Source organism: Weissella confusa (assembly GCF_004766315.1).
Classification (GTDB): Bacteria; Bacillota; Bacilli; order Lactobacillales; family Lactobacillaceae; genus Weissella; species Weissella confusa_A.
The window spans coordinates 68,692-88,359 of record NZ_PVSN01000020.1; the positions used below are offsets into that span (position 1 = coordinate 68,692).

The 19,668-nt window shown below is 45.3% G+C and carries 21 protein-coding genes and 1 other annotated feature; all 21 genes read left to right on the plus strand.

The features are described from left to right. Positions 1-4: 4 nt before the first annotated feature. The 21 genes from C6P11_RS03155 to C6P11_RS11205 all read left to right on the plus strand — a co-directional run bounded on the left by C6P11_RS03155 (position 5) and on the right by C6P11_RS11205 (position 19,647). Positions 5-670, plus strand: a complete 666-nt coding sequence (locus C6P11_RS03155; protein ID WP_135518525.1) for a nicotinate-nucleotide adenylyltransferase — start codon at positions 5-7, stop codon at positions 668-670. Then, positions 633-1,229, plus strand: coding sequence for a bis(5'-nucleosyl)-tetraphosphatase (symmetrical) YqeK (yqeK, locus tag C6P11_RS03160; RefSeq protein WP_135518527.1), 597 nt, complete (start codon positions 633-635; stop codon positions 1,227-1,229). The genes C6P11_RS03155 and yqeK overlap by 38 nt, the downstream gene beginning before the upstream one ends. Positions 1,230-1,231: 2 nt before the next feature. Next, positions 1,232-1,603 (plus strand): ribosome silencing factor, encoded by a 372-nt coding sequence (rsfS, locus tag C6P11_RS03165; protein WP_210114220.1) that lies wholly within the window; start codon positions 1,232-1,234, stop codon positions 1,601-1,603. Next, the gene (locus C6P11_RS03170; protein ID WP_135518529.1) at positions 1,603-2,349 is read left to right on the plus strand and encodes a class I SAM-dependent DNA methyltransferase; all 747 of its coding nucleotides are present in this window, start codon (positions 1,603-1,605) and stop codon (positions 2,347-2,349) included. The genes rsfS and C6P11_RS03170 overlap by 1 nt, the downstream gene beginning before the upstream one ends. A gap of 15 nt (positions 2,350-2,364) precedes the next feature. Beyond that, positions 2,365-3,558 carry a nucleotidyltransferase gene (locus C6P11_RS03175; protein ID WP_135518531.1) on the plus strand — a complete coding sequence of 398 codons (1,194 nt, stop codon included), beginning with the start codon at positions 2,365-2,367 and terminating at the stop codon, positions 3,556-3,558. A gap of 4 nt (positions 3,559-3,562) precedes the next feature. Next, positions 3,563-4,105: a YceD family protein gene (locus C6P11_RS03180; RefSeq protein WP_003610314.1), complete on the plus strand. Its 543-nt coding sequence runs from the start codon at positions 3,563-3,565 to the stop codon at positions 4,103-4,105. A 72-nt stretch (positions 4,106-4,177) separates the two neighbouring features. Continuing rightward, positions 4,178-6,814: a DNA mismatch repair protein MutS gene (gene mutS / locus C6P11_RS03185; protein ID WP_135518533.1), complete on the plus strand. Its 2,637-nt coding sequence runs from the start codon at positions 4,178-4,180 to the stop codon at positions 6,812-6,814. Positions 6,815-6,829: 15 nt separating this feature from the next. Then, entirely contained in the window at positions 6,830-8,827 is a 1,998-nt protein-coding gene (gene mutL / locus C6P11_RS03190; RefSeq protein WP_135518535.1) for a DNA mismatch repair endonuclease MutL, read from the plus strand. A 77-nt stretch (positions 8,828-8,904) separates the two neighbouring features. After that, positions 8,905-9,357: a flavodoxin domain-containing protein gene (locus C6P11_RS03195; RefSeq protein WP_135518537.1), complete on the plus strand. Its 453-nt coding sequence runs from the start codon at positions 8,905-8,907 to the stop codon at positions 9,355-9,357. Between the two features lie 184 nt (positions 9,358-9,541). Beyond that, on the plus strand, positions 9,542-9,784 hold the full coding sequence (locus tag C6P11_RS03200) for a hypothetical protein (RefSeq protein WP_135518539.1): 243 nt from the start codon (positions 9,542-9,544) through the stop codon (positions 9,782-9,784). A gap of 168 nt (positions 9,785-9,952) precedes the next feature. After that, positions 9,953-10,213, plus strand: a complete 261-nt coding sequence (locus C6P11_RS03205; protein ID WP_003610304.1) for a hypothetical protein — start codon at positions 9,953-9,955, stop codon at positions 10,211-10,213. A 150-nt stretch (positions 10,214-10,363) separates the two neighbouring features. Further along, positions 10,364-11,167, plus strand: a complete 804-nt coding sequence (locus C6P11_RS03210) for a class A sortase (RefSeq protein WP_135518541.1) — start codon at positions 10,364-10,366, stop codon at positions 11,165-11,167. Positions 11,168-11,225: 58 nt separating this feature from the next. Next, positions 11,226-11,425 (plus strand) — a binding site (T-box leader). A gap of 82 nt (positions 11,426-11,507) precedes the next feature. Next, entirely contained in the window at positions 11,508-13,484 is a 1,977-nt protein-coding gene (gene thrS, locus C6P11_RS03215; protein ID WP_003610300.1) for a threonine--tRNA ligase, read from the plus strand. 726 nt (positions 13,485-14,210) lie between these two features. Then, positions 14,211-14,939, plus strand: a complete 729-nt coding sequence (locus C6P11_RS03220; protein ID WP_135518543.1) for a glucosamine-6-phosphate deaminase — start codon at positions 14,211-14,213, stop codon at positions 14,937-14,939. Positions 14,940-15,228: 289 nt separating this feature from the next. Further along, entirely contained in the window at positions 15,229-15,507 is a 279-nt protein-coding gene (locus C6P11_RS03225; RefSeq protein ID WP_003610296.1) for an HU family DNA-binding protein, read from the plus strand. 183 nt (positions 15,508-15,690) lie between these two features. Next, positions 15,691-15,945 carry a hypothetical protein gene (locus tag C6P11_RS03230; protein WP_135518545.1) on the plus strand — a complete coding sequence of 85 codons (255 nt, stop codon included), beginning with the start codon at positions 15,691-15,693 and terminating at the stop codon, positions 15,943-15,945. A gap of 17 nt (positions 15,946-15,962) precedes the next feature. Then, a complete protein-coding gene (locus C6P11_RS03235; protein ID WP_135518547.1) occupies positions 15,963-17,441 on the plus strand; it encodes an ABC transporter permease in 1,479 nt (492 codons plus the stop codon). A gap of 12 nt (positions 17,442-17,453) precedes the next feature. Next, entirely contained in the window at positions 17,454-18,119 is a 666-nt protein-coding gene (locus tag C6P11_RS03240) for an ABC transporter ATP-binding protein (protein ID WP_135518549.1), read from the plus strand. A gap of 84 nt (positions 18,120-18,203) precedes the next feature. After that, positions 18,204-18,686 (plus strand): hypothetical protein, encoded by a 483-nt coding sequence (locus C6P11_RS03245; RefSeq protein ID WP_135518551.1) that lies wholly within the window; start codon positions 18,204-18,206, stop codon positions 18,684-18,686. Between the two features lie 39 nt (positions 18,687-18,725). Continuing rightward, positions 18,726-19,190 (plus strand): hypothetical protein, encoded by a 465-nt coding sequence (locus tag C6P11_RS11200; RefSeq protein ID WP_245299760.1) that lies wholly within the window; start codon positions 18,726-18,728, stop codon positions 19,188-19,190. After that, the gene (locus C6P11_RS11205) at positions 19,141-19,647 is read left to right on the plus strand and encodes a hypothetical protein (protein WP_245299762.1); all 507 of its coding nucleotides are present in this window, start codon (positions 19,141-19,143) and stop codon (positions 19,645-19,647) included. The genes C6P11_RS11200 and C6P11_RS11205 overlap by 50 nt, the downstream gene beginning before the upstream one ends. Positions 19,648-19,668 lie beyond the last annotated feature (21 nt).

Consider the following 19,668-nt stretch of genomic DNA (forward strand, 5'->3'; position numbering starts at 1 on the left):
GGGCATGATTAATACAATCGAAAAAACCGTCACGCAAGCACAAGCTGAGCGTGCGTTTATCGGTGAAACAAAGAAAATTGGTATTTTGGGTGGCACATTTAATCCGCCACACGTTGGTCACTTGGTCATTGCTGAACAGGTGGCAGATAAGCTTGGCTTAGACAAGGTATACTTCATGCCAAATGCTAAGCCACCGCACGTTGATGTGAAGCATGCAATTGATCCATTGCACCGTGCCAAGATGGTCCAAGCGGCCATTGCAGGTAACAGTCGCTTTGGCATTGAATTGCTTGAGGTACAACGCGGTGGTAAGAGCTACACCTACAACACAATGTTGCAACTGAAGGTGGAGCACCCAAACTACGAATACTATTTCATTATCGGTGGTGATGAAGTGGCGTACTTAAAGACATGGTATCGCATTGATGACTTGCTTAAGTTAGTTCACTTTGTTGGTGTTAATCGCCCAGGGCAACCACGAGTAACGGATTATCCTGTTGAATGGGTTGAGGTACCAAACCTTGAAATTAGTTCAACGGATATTCGTAAGCGCATTGCTAATAAGCAAAGTGTGCGCTATTTGCTACCTGACATGGTAGCAGCCTACATTGTAGAAAAGGGGTTATACATGGATGACAAACGAGATGATTTATCGGGGCCGTTACTATAACGGTTCTCGTAAAAGCTTAGTTGAAGCAGCCCAAGCAGCGATGTCAGAGTACCGTTTCCAACACGTGTTGCGTGTTGAAGAAATGGCTGTGGCCTTGGCTGAAAAGTGGGGTGTTGATGCAGAGAAAGCATCTGTGGCAGCCTTGACGCATGATTACGCCAAGGAACGCTCTGATGCTGATTTCTTGGCGAAGATTGCTGAAAAGCAATTGTATCCAGATTTGGTTAATTGGGGAAACAACGTTTGGCATGGTATCGTCGGCGCCGAAATGGTGAAAGATGAACTGGGCATTGAAAACGAAGATATCCTGACAGCGATTCGTCAGCACACAACTGGTGCACCATATATGACGACGTTGAGCCAAATTATCTACATGGCAGACTATATTGAGTCAGGTCGCGATTTCCCAGGTATTGAAGAAGTTCGCACCTTGGCATTTGAAGACTTGGCAGCAAGTGTCGGGTGGCAAACGAGCCACACGCTTGCTTATTTAATTGAAAAGCAGGTTCCGGTTTATCCGGGCACGCTTTTGACATACAACGCATGGAGTGTGAAGTAATAATGGAAAGCAACGTAAACGAAATGTTGGAAGTAGCTGTTAAGGCTGCTGACCAAAAGCGCGCCGAAAACTTGGTTGCATTGGATATCCACGAGATTAGCTTGGTATCAGATGCTTACTTGATTTTGGATGCCCCAACGCAACGTCAAGTTTTGGCGATTGTTGATGAAATTGAAGACAAGATGGCTGAAGCTGGCTTTGAGTTGAAGCGTCACGAAGGTCGTCGCGAAGGTGAATGGGTCTTGATGGACTTTGGTGATTTGTTTGTGCACGTCTTTAAGGACGACATGCGCCAATTCTACAACTTGGAAAAGTTGTGGGGTGCTGCACCTGAAATCGACATCGACCAATGGATCGTTAAGGAAGACTTCTAATGAATTACCAAACTTTTGCGAAGCTGTATGACGACTTGTTTGACGAAGCAGCCTACGCAGATTGGTTCCAATACGCAACCAAGTTCATTAAGAACAAGGATGGTAAGTTATTGGAGCTAGCCGGTGGTGCAGGACGCTTGGCGATTCAATTGAAGCGAGCTGGTTATGACGACATTTCAGTTTTGGACTTGTCTACTGAAATGTTGGCACTAGCTGCGCAACACGCTCAAGAAGCTGAATTGGACTTGCCGTTGATTGAAGGCGACATGCGTGAATGGTCAGACTTTGATGAGCGTTTTGCAACGATTACATCATTTGCGGATTCATTTAATTACTTGGCTAATGAAGACGAAACATTGATGGCGTTTAAGCAAGTTGCTGAGCACTTGGAAGACGGTGGTCAATTCTTGTTCGATGTGATTTCACCATGGCAAACGGATGTTTATTATCCTGGTTATATGTATAACTGGCATGATGATGAGACGGCGTTTATGTGGTCATCATATGGTGTTGAAGAACAACCACATACGGTGGAACACGAATTGACGTTCTTTGTTTATAACGAAGACATCGATGGCTTCCAACAACTGCAAGAAGTACACACTGAACGCACATATTCTTTGGACACATACAAGCGTTTGTTGACTGAAGCAGGCTTCACAAACATTGAAGTGACGGCTGACTTTGGTCGATCAGAGGTGACTGATGAGTCACCACGCTGGTTCTTTAACGCAACGAAAGCGTAAAGCTTGGAGGGCAACATGGAGGCAGTTGGGTTAGTAACTGAATATAATCCATTCCATAATGGACATGCCTACCATGTCGCCCAAGCAAAGGCGGTTACTGGTGCTGATACAGTTGTGGCTGTCATGAGCGGTAACTATGTGCAACGTGGGTTACCAGCCATTTTCGATAAGTGGCGACGTACGGAATTAGCCTTAGCGGGTGGGGTTGATATCGTTTTTGAACTTCCCTTCGCTTTCGCTGTGCAACCAGCACATATTTTTGCCCGTGGTGCCGTACAACTGTTAGCGGATGCCGGCGTTTCAAGTATCGTATTTGGTGCCGAGCATGCTGAGTTAGATTTCTTAGCACTCTCACAGCAGGCCCGTGACCGTTTGGCAGCGGATGAACATTTCTCAGCTGATTATTCACAGACCTATGCCACAGCATTTAATGATGTTTTGGCCGAGGTTGTTGGATTCCGGTTGACGGATCCAAATGATATGTTGGGCTTTGCTTATGCCACAGCGGTTATTGAACTTGGTTTGGTGAATCAGATTCGCCTACAACCGATTCAACGCATTAAAGCTGGGTATCATGATACAACGCTTTCGGATGATCACATTGCGAGTGCGACCGCGCTACGTGAGTTGATTAATCAGGAGGCGCCAGCAACGGCATTTACTGACTATGTTTCGCAACCTGCAGCTGAATGGTTAGCACAAGGTGCGCAAACAGCTGATTGGTCTGAAACGTGGTATGATGCGTTGCGCTATAAAGTGTTGACCACGCCAATTGACGAATTAGAAAACATTTATCAATTGACGGATGGGTTGGCATACCGTCTTAAAGAAACCATTGAACGGGACACAACAGCTGACTATGAGATGTTTATGACAACGTTTAAGTCAAAGCGTTATACGCAGGCTCGCTTGCAAAGAACGCTGTTATACACTGTTTTGAATATAACGGACGCTGAGATGCAAATGGCGATGCAACGACCTTATTTACGCATGCTAGGTGCAACAAAGGTCGGTCGCCGGTATTTGAAGCAACAACGTGAGTCATTCACGTTGCCGTTGATACATAAAGTTGAGAAGGATGACCTGACTGGAATCTTAATGCTTGATTACCGAGCTGGTCGCTTGTATCAACAGTTCTCACGGACACGTCAGGACAAAGCGTCACCGCTAGATACGGGACGTATTCCAGTTTTTATAGAAAGAGGATAATCACATGAAGTGGCAATATGCTGAACTCCAAAAGTACAAGACTGAATCATTGCAATTCAGCGAGGTCGTTGATTTGAAGGAGCCTTTGTTGGCAACTTTTGGTGACGTTGTATTGGACGTTACACCATTGACGGTTACTGGATTTGCGCAAGCTGATCGTGAAGACATCATTATTCACGCAAACGTGAAGGGGAAGTTGGTGACACCATCAACGCGCTCATTGACGCCGGTTGAAATGGATGTTGATTTCGATATCGATGAAGTTTACTTGCAAAACGAGGAGCACGCTGATCGTTATGAAATCGAAGACTCAGTTATTTTGATTGAAGATGGGTTGATTGATTTTGATCAAGCGTTGATGGAATACGTTGCTTTGTCAGTGCCACTTCAAGTCTTGACGGAAGAAGAGAAGGACCAACCAATGCCAGAAGGTAAGGGCTGGGCTGTTATTTCTGAAGACGATTTTGAACAAAAGCAAGAAGAAGCACCAGCACAAGCTAATACACCTTTGGCTGGCTTGGCAGATTTGTTCAAGGACGAAGATTAAAAAATGAACGCTTACCGGCGCTGAACCGGTGGGCGTTTTTGCACATTTTGATGGGGAAGGAAAAGTTGCATAATGGCTAAGCCAAAAGAAACACCAATGATGAAACAATATAACGAAATCAAGGCGCAATACCCTGATGCGTTTTTGTTTTATCGTCTAGGTGATTTTTATGAATTGTTTAATGATGACGCGGTGTTAGGGTCACAACTATTGGAGTTGACGTTGACACAACGTAATAAGAATTCTGCTGAACCAATTCCGATGGCGGGTGTGCCTCACCACGCCGCACAAAACTATATCGATATTCTGGTTGATAAGGGTTATAAGGTTGCTGTTGTTGAACAAATGGAAAACCCAGCTGAAGCTGAGGGGATGGTTCGCCGTGAGGTTGTCCAACTGGTGACACCTGGAACACGCATGCGCAACACAGCGGATGCGGCTAAGGAAAACAACTACTTGGTTAGCTTATCAATGACGCCAGTTGGTGGCTTTGGATTGGCTTATGCGGACCTTTCAACTGGTGAAGTGAAGGCGACGTCAGTTTCAGCAACGAACGGCGTTTTGAATGAAATCAGCCGTTTGGAGACGGAGGAAATTGTGACGAACGCCGAGTTGCCTGATGAATTGATGGCCAATCTCACGAGCTTGGGTATCTTGGTTTCTAAGCAAGAAGAAGGACCAGCCAACGCTGAAACGTCATATTTGACGCAACAGCTAGAAGTGCCAGAACAAAAAGAAGCGGCTGATATTTTGTTGGCTTATTTGTTTACGACGCAAAAGCGTTCGTTGGATCACTTGCAGATGGCGACGCCTTATGAGATTGCGCAATACCTCAAGTTAGACCGTAATTCACGTGCTAACTTGGAATTGACGGTTAACTTGCGTACGCAACAACGTTCAGGCACACTTTTGTGGTTGTTGGATAATACCAAGACAGCGATGGGTGGTCGTGCATTGAAGCAATGGTTGGAGCAACCGTTGCTTGATCGCGAGACCATTGAAGCCCGCTATGACAAGATTGGTGAACTGTTGAAGGACTTCTTCTCACGCGCTGCTTTGCAAGAAACGTTGAAGTCAGTTTACGATTTGGAACGATTGGCTGGACGTGTTGCTTATGGTACGGCAAATGGTCGTGACTTGTTGCAACTACGTAATTCATTGCGCCAAGTGCCGGATATTATGGTGACGCTTGGTGATTTAGACCCAGCTGTCTTTGGTGACTTGTTACGTCGCATGGATCCAGTATCGGATATTGAAATTTTGATTTCAAAGGCGATTGCCGAGGAACCACCAATCTCAGTCACTGACGGTGGTGTGATTCGCTCAGGCTACAACAGCCGTTTGGATGAGTACCGCGATGTGATGAAGGGCGGTAAGAAGTGGCTAGCTGAGTTGGAAGCCAAAGAGCGTGACGCCACTGGTATCAGTACGTTAAAGATTGGGTTCAATAAGGTCTTTGGTTACTACATCGAAGTCACGAAGGCCAACATCGGTAAGCTTGACCCTGACCGTTACACGCGTAAGCAAACGTTGGCAAACGCCGAACGTTTCATTACGCCTGAATTGAAGGAACGCGAGCAAATCATTCTGGAAGCTGAAACAAAGTCGAGCGACTTGGAATACCAATTGTTCACCGAAGTGCGCGATCAGATTAAGGACAACATTGCCCGTATTCAAAAGTTGGCGGCCACCTTGGCTGAGCTTGATGTTTTGCAATCACTTGCAACGGTAGCTGAGCAATACAAGTTCACCCGTCCAACCTTGGTTGATAACCAAAAGCTGGTTATCAAGGACGGACGTCACCCCGTAGTTGAAAAAGTATTGGGCCACCAATCATATGTTGCCAACGACGTCTACATGGACGAAGACGAAACGATTATGTTGATTACTGGACCGAACATGTCTGGTAAGTCAACGTACATGCGCCAATTGGCCTTGACGGTCGTGATGGCACAAATTGGATCATATGTCCCTGCTAGTGAGGCGGAACTACCAATCTTCGACCAAATCTTTACCCGTATCGGGGCCGCTGATGATTTGATTTCTGGAAATTCAACGTTCATGGTTGAAATGGCCGAAGCAAATACAGCATTGCAAAATGCGACGAAGCGTTCACTGATTTTGTTTGATGAGTTGGGTCGCGGAACGGCAACGTATGACGGTATGGCTTTGGCACAAGCGATCATTGAGTATGTTCACAATAACACCAAGGCAAAGACACTCTTCTCAACTCACTATCACGAATTGACGGCATTGTCAGATGAGCTTGATCATTTGCGCAATGTCCACGTTGGAGCAACGGAAGAGAATGGTGAATTGGTCTTTTCACACAAGGTTTTGACAGGCCCAGCTGACCAAAGTTACGGTATCAACGTGGCGAAGTTGGCGGGCTTGCCAGACTCATTGATTGCCCGTGCGTCTGATATTTTGGCAAGTCTTGAAGCCCAAGATGTGACGATTTCAGAAACGTTAGTACAACCACAACCAGTATCAGCCAAGTTAGCTGAACCAGTGGCTGAACTACCAGTTACGCCGACACCTGAGCCGGTTGTTGAAGAAGATACGCAACTTGACTTGTTTGCGTTGGAACCAGCGGTTGATCCTGCGCTACAAGCCATTTTGGATGAAATTAAGCAAACCAACATCGCAACGATGACGCCACTTGATGCGATGATGAAACTAAATGAGTGGCAAAAGCAAATGAAGTAATAAGAGGGCTGCGTTATGGCAGAAATTCATGAATTATCAGATATTTTAGCTAACCAAATTGCGGCCGGTGAGGTTATTGAACGACCTGCATCTGTTGTCAAAGAATTGGTTGAAAATGCAATTGATGCCAACAGTCATCAAATTGATGTGCTGGTTGAAGAGGCTGGTGTAAAGTCGATTCGCATTATTGACGATGGTGATGGTATTGAGGCTGATCAAGTTAAGAAAGCGTTCTTGCGTCACGCGACGTCTAAGATTACGTCACGTAATGATTTGTTCCGCGTGCACTCGTTGGGGTTCCGTGGTGAGGCGTTGCCATCAATCGCGTCAGTTGCGGATGTCGTGCTAGAAACGGCCACTGCTGATGCACCACAAGGAACGCGTGTTCACTACAAGGGTGGTGAACTACTTGAAGAAGTCGGAACGGGCGCACGTAAGGGAACTGACATTACGGTGTCAGAGCTGTTCTTTAATACGCCTGCGCGTTTGAAGTACTTGAAGTCACAATCAACTGAATTAGCACAGATTGTGGATGTGATTAACCGTTTGGCGATGAGTTATCCTGATATTTCATTCCGTCTATCACACAACGGTAACGAAATGATGCGTACAGCGGGTAACGGTAATCTACAACAGGTCATTGCGTCGATTTACGGGGTACAACAAGCTCGTAAGATGTTGGCAATCCAGGCTGAAGACAATGACTTTGAGTTGAACGGTTATATCTCACTGCCTGAATTGACGCGTGCTAATCGTTCATACATTTCAATTTTGATTAACGGACGTTATATCAAGAACTTCAACTTGAGTCGTGCGCTTGTTAAGGGATATGGATCAAAGTTGATGGTCGGTCGTTTCCCAATTGCTGTTTTGCAAATTACGATGGATCCACTATTGGTCGATGTGAACGTGCACCCACAAAAACATGAAGTTCGTCTTTCTAAGGAAAGTCAGTTGATGGATTTGATTGAGCGTACAGTTAAGGAACGCTTTGCGAACCAGAATTTGATTCCAAATGCCTATGAAAACTATCTAGGCGAGGAGCAAAACGCAGCTGAAAATGACGAGGCGTTCTTGGCACAGCTAAACGAAGCGTCAAAGCCATATGTTAGCTCATATGCACCGGATACACCTGCCAATCACCCAGCGCCTATGTCGATGGCGGATTACGAAAAATTGGCTGATAACTTCTCGGTTGACGATATCGCGCCAGTTGTTGTGTATAGTGCGGATGAGCTTGAAGGAACCGCGGTGAGTGAATTCGCTGAAAAGTATCAAGATGCCGATGCAGTTAACCCCTTTGATGAAGGGGGCGTTACGATGGCAGCTGAGCAAGAATCACTAGACCTGAAGGATGACACTATTACGGCTGTTGATGAGCACGGGCAAAGCTTCCCCAAGCTTGACTATATTGGTCAAATGCACGGTACGTTCTTGTTTGCGCAGTCTGAAGAAGGGCTGTACTTGATTGACCAGCACGCCGCTCAAGAGCGTGTGAAGTATGAGTACTATCGAGAGGAAATCGGTAAGGTCGGCATGGAAATGCAGAAGTTGCTGGTGCCAATCGTGTTGGAATACCCTAAGATTGATATCTTGAAGATTCAATCCCATGAAGCAGAGTTGGCTAAGGTTGGCTTGCATTTGGAACCATTTGGGGATGACGCGGTGATTGTCCGTGAACACCCAGGTTGGTTTGAGAAGGGACAAGAAGAAGATACGATTCGTGAAATGGTTGATTGGATTTTGCGCGATGGTAATTTGACGACTGCTCAATTCCGTGAGCGTACGGCAATTATGATGGCCTGCAAGCGTTCAATCAAGGCTAACTGGTCAATGAATGACTTTGAGGCCAAGGGCTTGATTGATCAATTGTCACACTCAGAGAACCCATACAACTGCCCACACGGACGCCCTGTTTTGGTAACGTTCTCAACGTTGGACATGCAAAAGATGTTTAAGCGTATTCAAGATTCACACGAATCATGGATTGAATACGATAACCACCCCTTTTAATTTGAAAGTGTTTCGTATTCGCAATATACTTGTATCAACAAATACGAAATGACAGATTTTAAAAGAGGTAGATTATCATGAAGGCTCGTGTATTTTACGCTACGATTACTGGTAACAATGAGGATGTTGCGGACGTTATCATCGACACGTTCGAATCAGAAGGTGTTGAAGTTACTAAGGAAGACATCTCAATGATTGACCCACACGACATTTCAGCCGACGAGACTGACATCGTGGTGGTTGTACCTTACACGTTTGATAAGGGAACTGTTCCTGATGAGTCATTGGACTTCTTTGAGGACTTGGAAGACGCTGATTTGACTGGTATTGTCTACGGTGTTTCAGGTTCTGGTGATGACTTCTACGGTAAGGACTTTGCCGTTGCCATCGACAAGTTCGAAGCACAATTTGAGAAGTCAGGTGCCACTAAGGGAGCTGACAGTGTCAAGGTTAACTTGAGCCCTGATGTTGAAGCAACTGAAGAGTTGCAAGCCTTTACGAAGGCTTTGATTGAAAAGGCTAACGCTTAATATCATAAATACCAAAACCGGCAGTTGTTACAAAACAGCTGCCGGTTTTAATATTTGACTTCACGGGCAAGATTTGCTTCTTTAGACTTCAGAAACAAATCATAATTCAGCCATATATGACTTGTATGATATTTCTAAATTAGAGATAGTCATATGGGGGAAACATTATGCAGATTATTCAGCAATGTCGACTGGCGTTGGGAAGTTGAACTATTCATTTTCAACATCTACAGCAGCCGAGTTTGGCGTAAAGGTAGAAAATGCAAGTGGTCGTCCGAACCACTATCGCGAAGCACAAATCAAGCGCATTCAGGATCGTGTGGCAACTAAGCCAGATATCACGTTTGCTCGTTTGCGTGCCGATTTGAATTTGGAAACAGCTGATTTGCGTCAACTAGCGCGTGAAGCTGGTGTTGAATTACGATAATTAACTAAAGAATCCGATGTTTTGTTATCTGAAACATCGGATTCTTTCTTTATTTCTGAACGAAAAAACGATAATCGGAACAAAAAACCACATTTTTACGAACAATAGGGTATAATAAGAACTATCTTAAAGAAAACATCGTCAATGTACGGTTATTGGGGGGCTATAATGGCTAACTTTACATCAATGTCAACAGGGGTCGGACAATTAAACTACACCTTTGCAACGTCTGCAGCATCAGAATTTAGCGTGACGGTTGAAAACGAAAGTGCCCACAAGAGTGAGTATCGTGAACGTCAAATCAAGCGCATTCAAGATCGTGTCGCCAATAAGCCGGGAATTTCATTTGGGCGACTACGTTCGGATTTACATTTGGAATCATCTGAATTGCGCCAACTAGCGCGCGAAGCGGGCGTAACATTGCAATAATTAACTGAATGAATAAGACTCAAAAAAAGATTGGTATCTGCGGAGGCCAATCTTTTTTGTTCGTTTAAAAATGATTTGCCACCACTCGACTTGTCCACACGGGGATTTGGAACTAGAATAGATTGACTAAGGAAATGAGGAGGACACCTAATGGGTAAGCTAATACGGCGAGTTGTGCCGGCTGTCTTGGTAGGCGGTGTTGTAGCGGGTGGCTATTACGGGTACCAAGAGAATACATTGAATATCCGTGGCACAATTCAACGAGAAGAGTTGAAGCAGCGGGTTAAGGTGTCTAATGAAAAGATTACCCAATCTGAGCGACAAGCAATTGTTGACCGGGTCATGAAGGAAACGCACCGCGATGAAGGTTTGCATAAGCAAGGTTTTGTCAGTATGCCATCGCTAGGCATTTTGCAACCAATCTTCGATAATGCCTACAGCGAGGTGGGCCTAGATGCCGGGGCTAATTATGCTAATCGCACGGCGGATGATCCAGATGGTAAACAGGTGCCAGTTATGGGCCAAGGCAATTATGGTTTGGCGAGTCACAATTTTAATGATGGTAAAACCGGTTTTTCTGCCCTACAAGAACGCCTCAATCAAGATGCCCCTTATCTTGTCGATGGAGAACTGAAGGGGAGTGATTGGTTGAACGGCCAGCCAATCTACATGGCTAATCGTTCGGGCATTTATCAATATAAGGTGACAGACCAGATATTGGTCAATAAGGGTGATACCGACGTGTTGCGTCAAACGCAGTCACCGCAATTAACGATTATCAGTTGCCTATTTCCAAGTACGCAATATCGTATTATTACGAAAGCATCATTGGATAAGACGTGGGAATGGCACAATGCACCAGATAAGGTTGTGCACTATTTTGACTTGACGGTCCAAAAAACAAACGCCCATGCGTCATGGTTTAATCCTGGTGAAGAAGAAGGCGTAAACTAATTGTTGCGTCAATAGTTAAGGGTTTCATTTTTCGAGTTTTCGAGTATAATGAATTAAGAATAAAGCGTTGACGAAGATAAGTCGTTGAACAAGATTGTTTATAGAGAGTTTGCCATCGGTGGGAGGCAGATAACGGTCGTTGAACGGTACTACTTCCAAGCGAACTGGTGAACCAGTTCCGTTTCCCGCGTTAAGGGACGATGAGGTGAGGGGGAACCCTCTCGAATTCGGGTGGTACCGCGTGCAAACGTCCCGTTACGACAAGTATAATTGTTGTAACGGGACGTTTTTGTTTTTCGCGCGTCAAGTTGCACGCAGATTAAATAGGAGATTACACAATATGGCAGATGTAAAGATTACATTCCCAGACGGTGCCGTGAAGGAATTCCCAGCTGGCGTAACGCCTTTGGAAATTGCTAACGGTATTTCAAAGTCATTGGCTAAGAAGTCTGTTTCAGGTAAGTTGAACGGTCACTACGTTGGTATGAACGATGGCATTCAAGAAGATGGTGCCTTTTCATTGATTACCAAGGATGATGCAGAAGGATTGCAATTGTTGCGTCACTCTGTTTCTCACTTGTTGGCACAAGCTTTGAACCGTTTGTACCCAGACCAAATTCACTACGGTGTTGGTCCAGCCATCGATAATGGTTTCTACTACGATACTGACAAGGTTGAAGGTAGCCAAATTTCAGCTGAGCAATTCCCTGAGATTGAAAAGATGATGAAGCAAATCGCTTCAGAAAACTTGCCAATCGTTTCTCGTGAGATTACGCGCGACGAAGCTTTGGAAATGTTCAAGAACGATCCATACAAGATTGAATTGATTAACGACTTGCCAGCCGATGAGCACATCTCAATCGCTGTTCAAGGTGAGCACGTTGAATTGGACCGTGGTGGTTTGGTCCCATCAACGAACTGGATTAAGCACTTTAAGTTGACGTCAGTTGCTGGTGCTTACTGGCGTGGAAAGTCTTCAAACCCAATGTTGCAACGTATCTACGGAACGGCATTCTGGACGGCTGAAGACTTGGATGCTGAAATGAAGCGTCGTGAAGAAGCTAAGGAACGTGACCACCGTAAGATTGGTGCAGAGCAAGACTTGTTCTTTACGTCTCAAGAAGTTGGTGCTGGTTTGGCTGTTTGGATGCCAAACGGTGCTGCTATCCGTCGTACGTTGGAGCGTTACATTGTTGACCGCGAAGTTCAAGACGGTTACCAACACGTTTACACGCCAATCATGTCAAACTTGAACTTGTACAAGCAATCAGGTCACTGGGATCACTACCGCGATGACATGTTCCCACCTATGGACATGGGAGATGGCGAGTTCTTGGAATTGCGTCCAATGAACTGCCCATCTCACATCATGGTGTTCAAGCACAAGCCACGTTCATACCGTGAGTTGCCATTCCGAATTGCTGAATTGGGAATGATGCACCGTTACGAGAAGTCAGGTGCTTTGACTGGTTTGTCACGTGTTCGTGAAATGACGTTGAACGACGGTCACACGTTCGTTATGCCAGACCAAATCGAGGACGAGTTCAAGAAGATTTTGGGCTTGATGATCGACGTTTACGCTGACTTTGATATCACGGATTACCGTTTCCGTTTGTCATACCGTGACCCTGAAAACACGGAAAAGTACTACGACGACGATGACATGTGGGACAAGGCTCAAACGATGTTGAAGAAGGCCATGGACGACATGGAGTTGGATTACTTCGAAGCTGAAGGTGAAGCTGCGTTCTACGGACCAAAGTTGGACGTGCAAATCAAGACTGCTTTGGGTGGGGAAGAGACGTTGTCTACGATCCAATTGGACTTCTTGTTGCCTGAGCGTTTCGATGTTACTTACGTCGGACCAGATGGTGAATTGCACCGTCCAGTTATGATTCACCGTGGAATTATTTCTACGATGGAGCGCTTCACGGCTTACTTGACTGAAATGTACAAGGGTGCGTTCCCAACTTGGTTGGCACCACACCAAGTACGTATCATTCCTGTTAACCGCGATGCCCACGGTAAGTTCGCTAAGGACTTGGCTGATCGTTTGATCAAGCAAGGTATCCGTGCTGAATACGAAGATCGCAACGAAAAGTTGGGTTACTTGATTCGCGATGCCCAAACGTCTAAGGTTCCTTACACGTTGGTTATCGGTGATGAAGAAGTTAACAACAACACGGTTACGATTCGTCGCTTCGGTTCAACGGACACGAAGTCAAAGTCTGTTGATGCCTTTGAAGCAGAGTTGATGTCAGATATTGCACGTCACTCACGCGCAATGGAGACATTGGAAAAGGCCGTTAAGGGATAATAATTAACGATTAAAGACCTGATGTTGGGAGATTCCTGACATCAGGTCTTTTTAGTTTGCGGTATGTAGATTGTGCGAGTGTCCGACCTCTGGTCGGAGTGGCTGGGGGCTTCTTTTGGCCCACTAAACCGGACATGTCAAAACCGTGGGAGGCGGAGTCCACTGCGTTGCAGCGTACACCTTTACCCTCCGTAATACTAAGGGGTAAAACCCCTAAGTATTACCCCCACAGGTTTAGCCATGTCCGGTTCTATACGTGGGGCGCCCCCAGCCACAGCAGCTGAGATGTTCTAGTCTGACATGGATTTACATCTACTGGAAAACAAATAGGCGAACAGTTCAACCTGCGGTATTGTGGTGGATGACGATCAAACAATCAGAGTATTGCTTGGCTGCTGTGCTTGGCCCCGCCACGCGTATAGACACGTACTGATCTTGACCCGCAGGTGTGGGTTCTTAGCGGTTTTACCGCTTAGAGCCACGGGAGGTAAAGGAGCACGCGCCAACGGCGCGGACTCCGCTCCCTGCAGGTCATGGTCAGTGCGTGTTAGCGTGCCCTAGAAGGGGCCAAGCACTCCGGCCGGTAGGACGGACACTAACCACTAACTAACAAAACCTCAAACAAAAAATGACTTTCTGAGTTGAATTGGTATAGAAATTGGTCTATAATTGGTCTATACCAAAGATAAATAAAAACACAGAACGCATTTTTTAAGGGGAAATAAAATGAAGATTCTACAAGTTAAAGATCAACAAGCTGGTGGCCACGCAGGGTACGAAGTATTCGCAGAGGCTGTTAAGAATGGTGCACAAGTTTTCGGATTGGCGACTGGTTCAACGCCAATCTCAATTTACGATGAGTTGAAGGCTAGTGATTTGGACTTCTCTGATAAGATTTCAATCAACTTGGACGAGTACAAGGGCTTGCCTGGTACGCACGAGCAAAGCTACCGTTACTTCATGAACGCGCACTTGTTCAACGCTAAGCCATTCAAGGAGAGCTATGTCCCTGATGGTATGGCGGACGCTGAAACTGAGACGAAGCGTTACGAAGGCATCATTGACGCAAACCCAATCGATCTACAAATCTTGGGATTGGGTCAAAATGGTCACATCGGGTTCAACGAGCCTGGTACGCCATTCGATTCTTTGACGCACGAAGTGACACTAACTGAGTCAACAATCGAAGCAAATGCGCGCTTCTTTGAGCATGAAGACGAAGTGCCTCGCTATGCTTACTCAATGGGAATTGGTAGCATCATGAAGGCTAAGGAAATTCTATTGGTTGCTTACGGTGCAGCGAAGGCTGATGCTGTGGCAGCGATGATCGAAGGGCCAGTTACGGAAGACATGCCTGCAAGTATTTTGCAAAAGCATGCAAATGTCACAGTTATTATCGATGAGGCAGCTGGTGCAAAGTTGACCAATCGTGAAGAAATTGTGCCGTTTGTGTAGGAAATCCGACTAATAGGAGAATAGGCGGGGGCATTGGTTGCAAACGTATACATGGGGTGTTATATTAATATTCGTAAAGCAGAGATGCTTTACACAACCAATTCTCTTTCTCTCTCTTAGCCGCCGTAACTTGCCAGTTATAGCGGCATTCTCTTTTTATGGGTATGTATTTTGCATACATTTTTAAAAATTCACTAAGACCGCTTAGGAATTTCGCACAAAAAGCTGTGTATTTTGCGATGCATAGCGTATACTAATCAGGTAATAATTAATAAAGAGGTATTATCACATGGCTTCAAAGACAGAATTGATCGACTTGGTTGCAGCACAAACTGAATTGCCAAAGTCAGAAACTGCTAAGACAGTTAACGCATTGTTGGACGTTATCAAGAACGAACTTGCTAAGGGCGAGAAGGTTGCTTTGGTAGGCTTCGGAACTTTCGAAGTTCGCGAGCGTGCAGCACGTAAGGGTCGCAACCCACAAACTGGTGCAGAAATTGAAATCGCAGCCGCAAAGGCACCTGCCTTCAAGGCTGGTAAGGACTTCAAGGAAGCCGTTAACAAGTAATCATTAGATTGCATAAATTAAACGCCGTACGATTTTTAGTCGTACGGCGTTTTTTTGTACCTGATTGTCACTAACAATTCAATAGACATAAAAATTTATGTTTGCTTTTAGCCCCCGTGAAGTATCGCCTAAGCTTGGACTCATATTATAAGCCTTGTCAGAAAATAGATGGAGGATAGCGATATGACAGATCGTTATGAACAACGCAAGCAACGTCCTTGGCTACAGTATGTAACGCTAGGTATTGCGACATTAGCGATGGCGTTTAGTGCCATTGCAGCGTTTCACCCGTTTGGATTAGGTGAAACCAGTCGACCAAATATGACGCAACAGAATGGCGGCTTTGGTGGCAATGGTGGTCCAATGGGTGGATACGGTAATCAATCACAGTCAAATTCAATCGATGATGCTGCCGCAAGCAGCGCAACGACGCAATGATAGGAGTGAGAAGTAACATGAATTTCGTAAAACGAGCAGGTATTACACTGTGGGCACGAAAAGGACGGTCAGTATTGCTGGTCCTCACGTCAACAGTAATTTTGGCGTTTGTGATGGCTGGATTGATTGTGCAAAACGCGGCCTTGAAAGCAGCCACGAATGCAGCTAATTCAGTTGGATCAACAGTAACGCTGTCGACTAACCGAGAGAAGATGTTTGAGCAGATGAAGGCGGCCCAATCATCCGAATCGTCTTCTGAAGACTCATCATTCTCAGACACGACGACGTCAATTACGATGCCAACGGCAACTATTTCAGAAGTTAAGAAGATTGCCGCGCTTTCAAATGTGGCTTCATACAACATTACGAATAGTGCTTCAGTAAACGCCTCAAGTTTTAAGGCAATTACAACCACGTCAACGAATACGCCAATGGGTGGTGGTGACCGTGGGGGCATGATGGGTAACCAAAATTCAGGTGACATTCAAGTCAATGGTGTGACATCAACCACAGCAACAGCCTCATTTTCTGATGGTACGGCCAAAATTGTTTCTGGACGTGGCATTAAGACAAGCGACCAAAACACCAATAATGTGGTGATTGCAAATGAATTGGCAACGGCTAACAACATTAAGGTCGGCGATACGTTGACTGTTAAGACGACGGATGATGCGGCTACTGAAAAGACTGTTAAGGTTGTTGGAATCTACAAGTTGAAGACAACGACCGACGGATTCCAACGTGAAGACCCAGCAAATACGATTTATGGATCATTCACATTGGCTAATGACATTAATGGCACACCAGATCAAGCATCAAACGTGACATTTACGATGGCTGAGCCAGCCAAGACAAATGCATTTGTGAAGCAAGCCAAGAAGCTGATTGATACGTCAGAACTTACTTTTACGTCTGATGCAAGTCAATATAAGACAGTGGCAGCAAGTATGAAGAACGTGGCGGCATTTGCCTCTAAGATTGTTTGGATTGTGTCAATTGCCGGCGTCTTAATCCTTGGTTTGATTATCATTTTGATTACCCGCGAGTATCGCCGTGAGATTGGTATTTTGGTATCAATCGGTGAATCTAAGCCAAAGGTTGTTGCCCAATTGTTCACGGAAATGTTAGTTATTTTGGCAATCGCGTTGGGGATTGCAACAGCAGCTGGTAACAGTGTATCTGGCCTAGTTGGCAAGCAACTTGTACAACAACAAACGACGCAACAAATGCAATCAGCGCGTGGTGGTATGCCAGGCGGTGGTCAAAATGGTCAACAAGGTGGTGCACCATCAGGAAAGCCTAGCGGTGGCATGGGTGGTGGCCCAATGATGGGTGGCGGTGCAGCCACTAAGAATGAACAGTTGGATGTTGCAATGACGCCAACAGCAATTGCGGAATTGGGCGGTGTTGCTTTCTTAATCGCAGTGTTGTCAGTATCAGGGGCAGCCTTTAGCATATTGCGTATGCGACCAAAGCAAATTTTGCAAGCCGATTAGTGAGGAAGAATAATGACGCTAGAAATTAAAAATTTAACGCATTGGTACACGACGGCTGATAATGCCTTGTACAAGGATGTTAATCTAACGTTCGAGAGCGGTAAGTTCTACGCTATCGTTGGTGAATCTGGTTCTGGTAAGACCACGTTGCTTTCATTTTTGGCCGGACTTGATGTGCCACGTGAAGGTGATATCTTGGTTGATGGTGTATCAATTAAGAAGATTGGGTTAACTGCCTTTCGACAAAAGTATGTCTCAACGATTTTCCAGTCATACAACTTGTTGACGACAATGACGGCTTTCCAAAATGTTCAAACAGCTTTGGCAATCACGAAGTCAAAGCATGCGAATGACAAAGCGTATATTTTGGAACAGTTGGCCCGTGTCGGTATCGATGAAGAGAAGGTGCAAAAGAATGTGCAACGTTTGTCTGGTGGTGAACAACAGCGTGTCGCAATTGTCCGTGCTTTGCTAGTGGATGCGCCGATTGTTGCAGCGGACGAAGCAACCGGAAACTTGGATCACGAAAATTCAGAAAAAATTGTGGCGCTCTTTGCGGAGCTAGCACATGAATTTGGTAAGACAGTTATCCTGATTACACACGAACGTGAAGTTGCCAAGCAGGCGGATGAACAACTTTTGTTGAAGGACCACGTGTTTACACCGATTACAGAATAAGTTAAGAACAGGCCGAGGAACGCAAACCTCGGCCTGTTTTATGCTACACTAATCGTTAGATATCAATGAAAAGCGAGAAATGTGATGCAATTAACTGGTAATGATTTTATTGCAGCAATCAAGGATGAACAGTATGACGTCAAGTCGTTTACTGCGGCTGACCAAGCAACTGTTAATTTGGATGATTTGTTTACATATGCTGAAAAAGTGTTGGCAGACAACAAGCTTTTCAGCGCAGAGTTGCTTATCAGTGGGGATGAGCCAATTAGCCTACGTTTGGAAACGGGGTTGATTAACTTGCCAATTCGCTATACGAATGCGATTAGCAAGATTGTGATTAACGATCCAGAGACTGAAGTGACGCTCTACATGATTGTTGAGCACCCATTAGTGACTAAGTCTGGGCTTCGTATTGAGACGGCGGCAACCGTCGCAGCCTTTTTGGATGATCCAGAAACGGTGGAAACGAAGATTGCGGCCTTCTTTGATAAAGAATTGACGGCAATCAATGAAGCAATTGAAGAACAAAAGAACGCACCAGCTGAAGAGGCAGAGGACGGCGAGTAGCGTTTTGGGTTTGGGTTTTGAGATGAGGTATGAGTCTATATGGCACGTAGAAAGCGACTAAGCCGTAATAAGCGATTGGCAATCGTCTTGACGGTCATTATTTTGTTGGTGTTGATTGCACCACAATTCATTCGTTATTATATGAATGTGGCCGATGCAAATGCGGCTGCTAAGCAAGAGAAAGCTTATATTGCTAAAGTGGGTAAGCAACAGGCAACGATGGGTGCAACTGATGCCGATAAGCTGCCGGTGACATCACATTGGGATTTGAACGCTAACGGTGAGATGAAGGTCGTTGTGTCATCTAAGGCGATGAGTGAGACCAATGGACAAGCGTTGGTCTGGGTAAACAAAGCGGCTGAGGTTTGGAATAAAGCGATGGGCGTCGACTTTATTAAAGTAACGTCAACTAAGGCTAACCAAAATGAGAATGTCGATCGCAACGTGTGGCCGGATGATGCAGATTATCCAACTGTTGATTGGCTACAAAGACATTACGGATGATTTGGGTAAAACCGATACAACCGTTTTGGCAACGACCACTGAAGCTGGTAATACGATGTGGATTTCAAAGCAAGCCGCTAAGGTATGGTTGGCTAAGACAATTCAACGTGAAGACTATCTATCTGGTGCTGTTTGCGGACCGGTAACCTCGCGTGACATTGAGGACTTGCACAACCAAGAAGCTGAGCATACAATTATTCACGAGTTCGGTCACACCTTAGCTTTGAAGCACCAAGGGCAAGCGAATGATTTGATGTCGCCAATGGTGGGGATTAATGACTTGAGCAAGCCAAATGCAACAGAAGTCATGCAAGTTAAGACTATTCGTTATCTTGCGATGAATCCTGATTTAATGAGTGAGGATTCATACAATACGGTTTTCCGAAAGTATTATCAACAACTTAATGGGCAAGATTTGCCAAATGACTTGGTTGTCTTGAACGACAGTCATGAATAACGAAAAATTAATGTAGGAGTG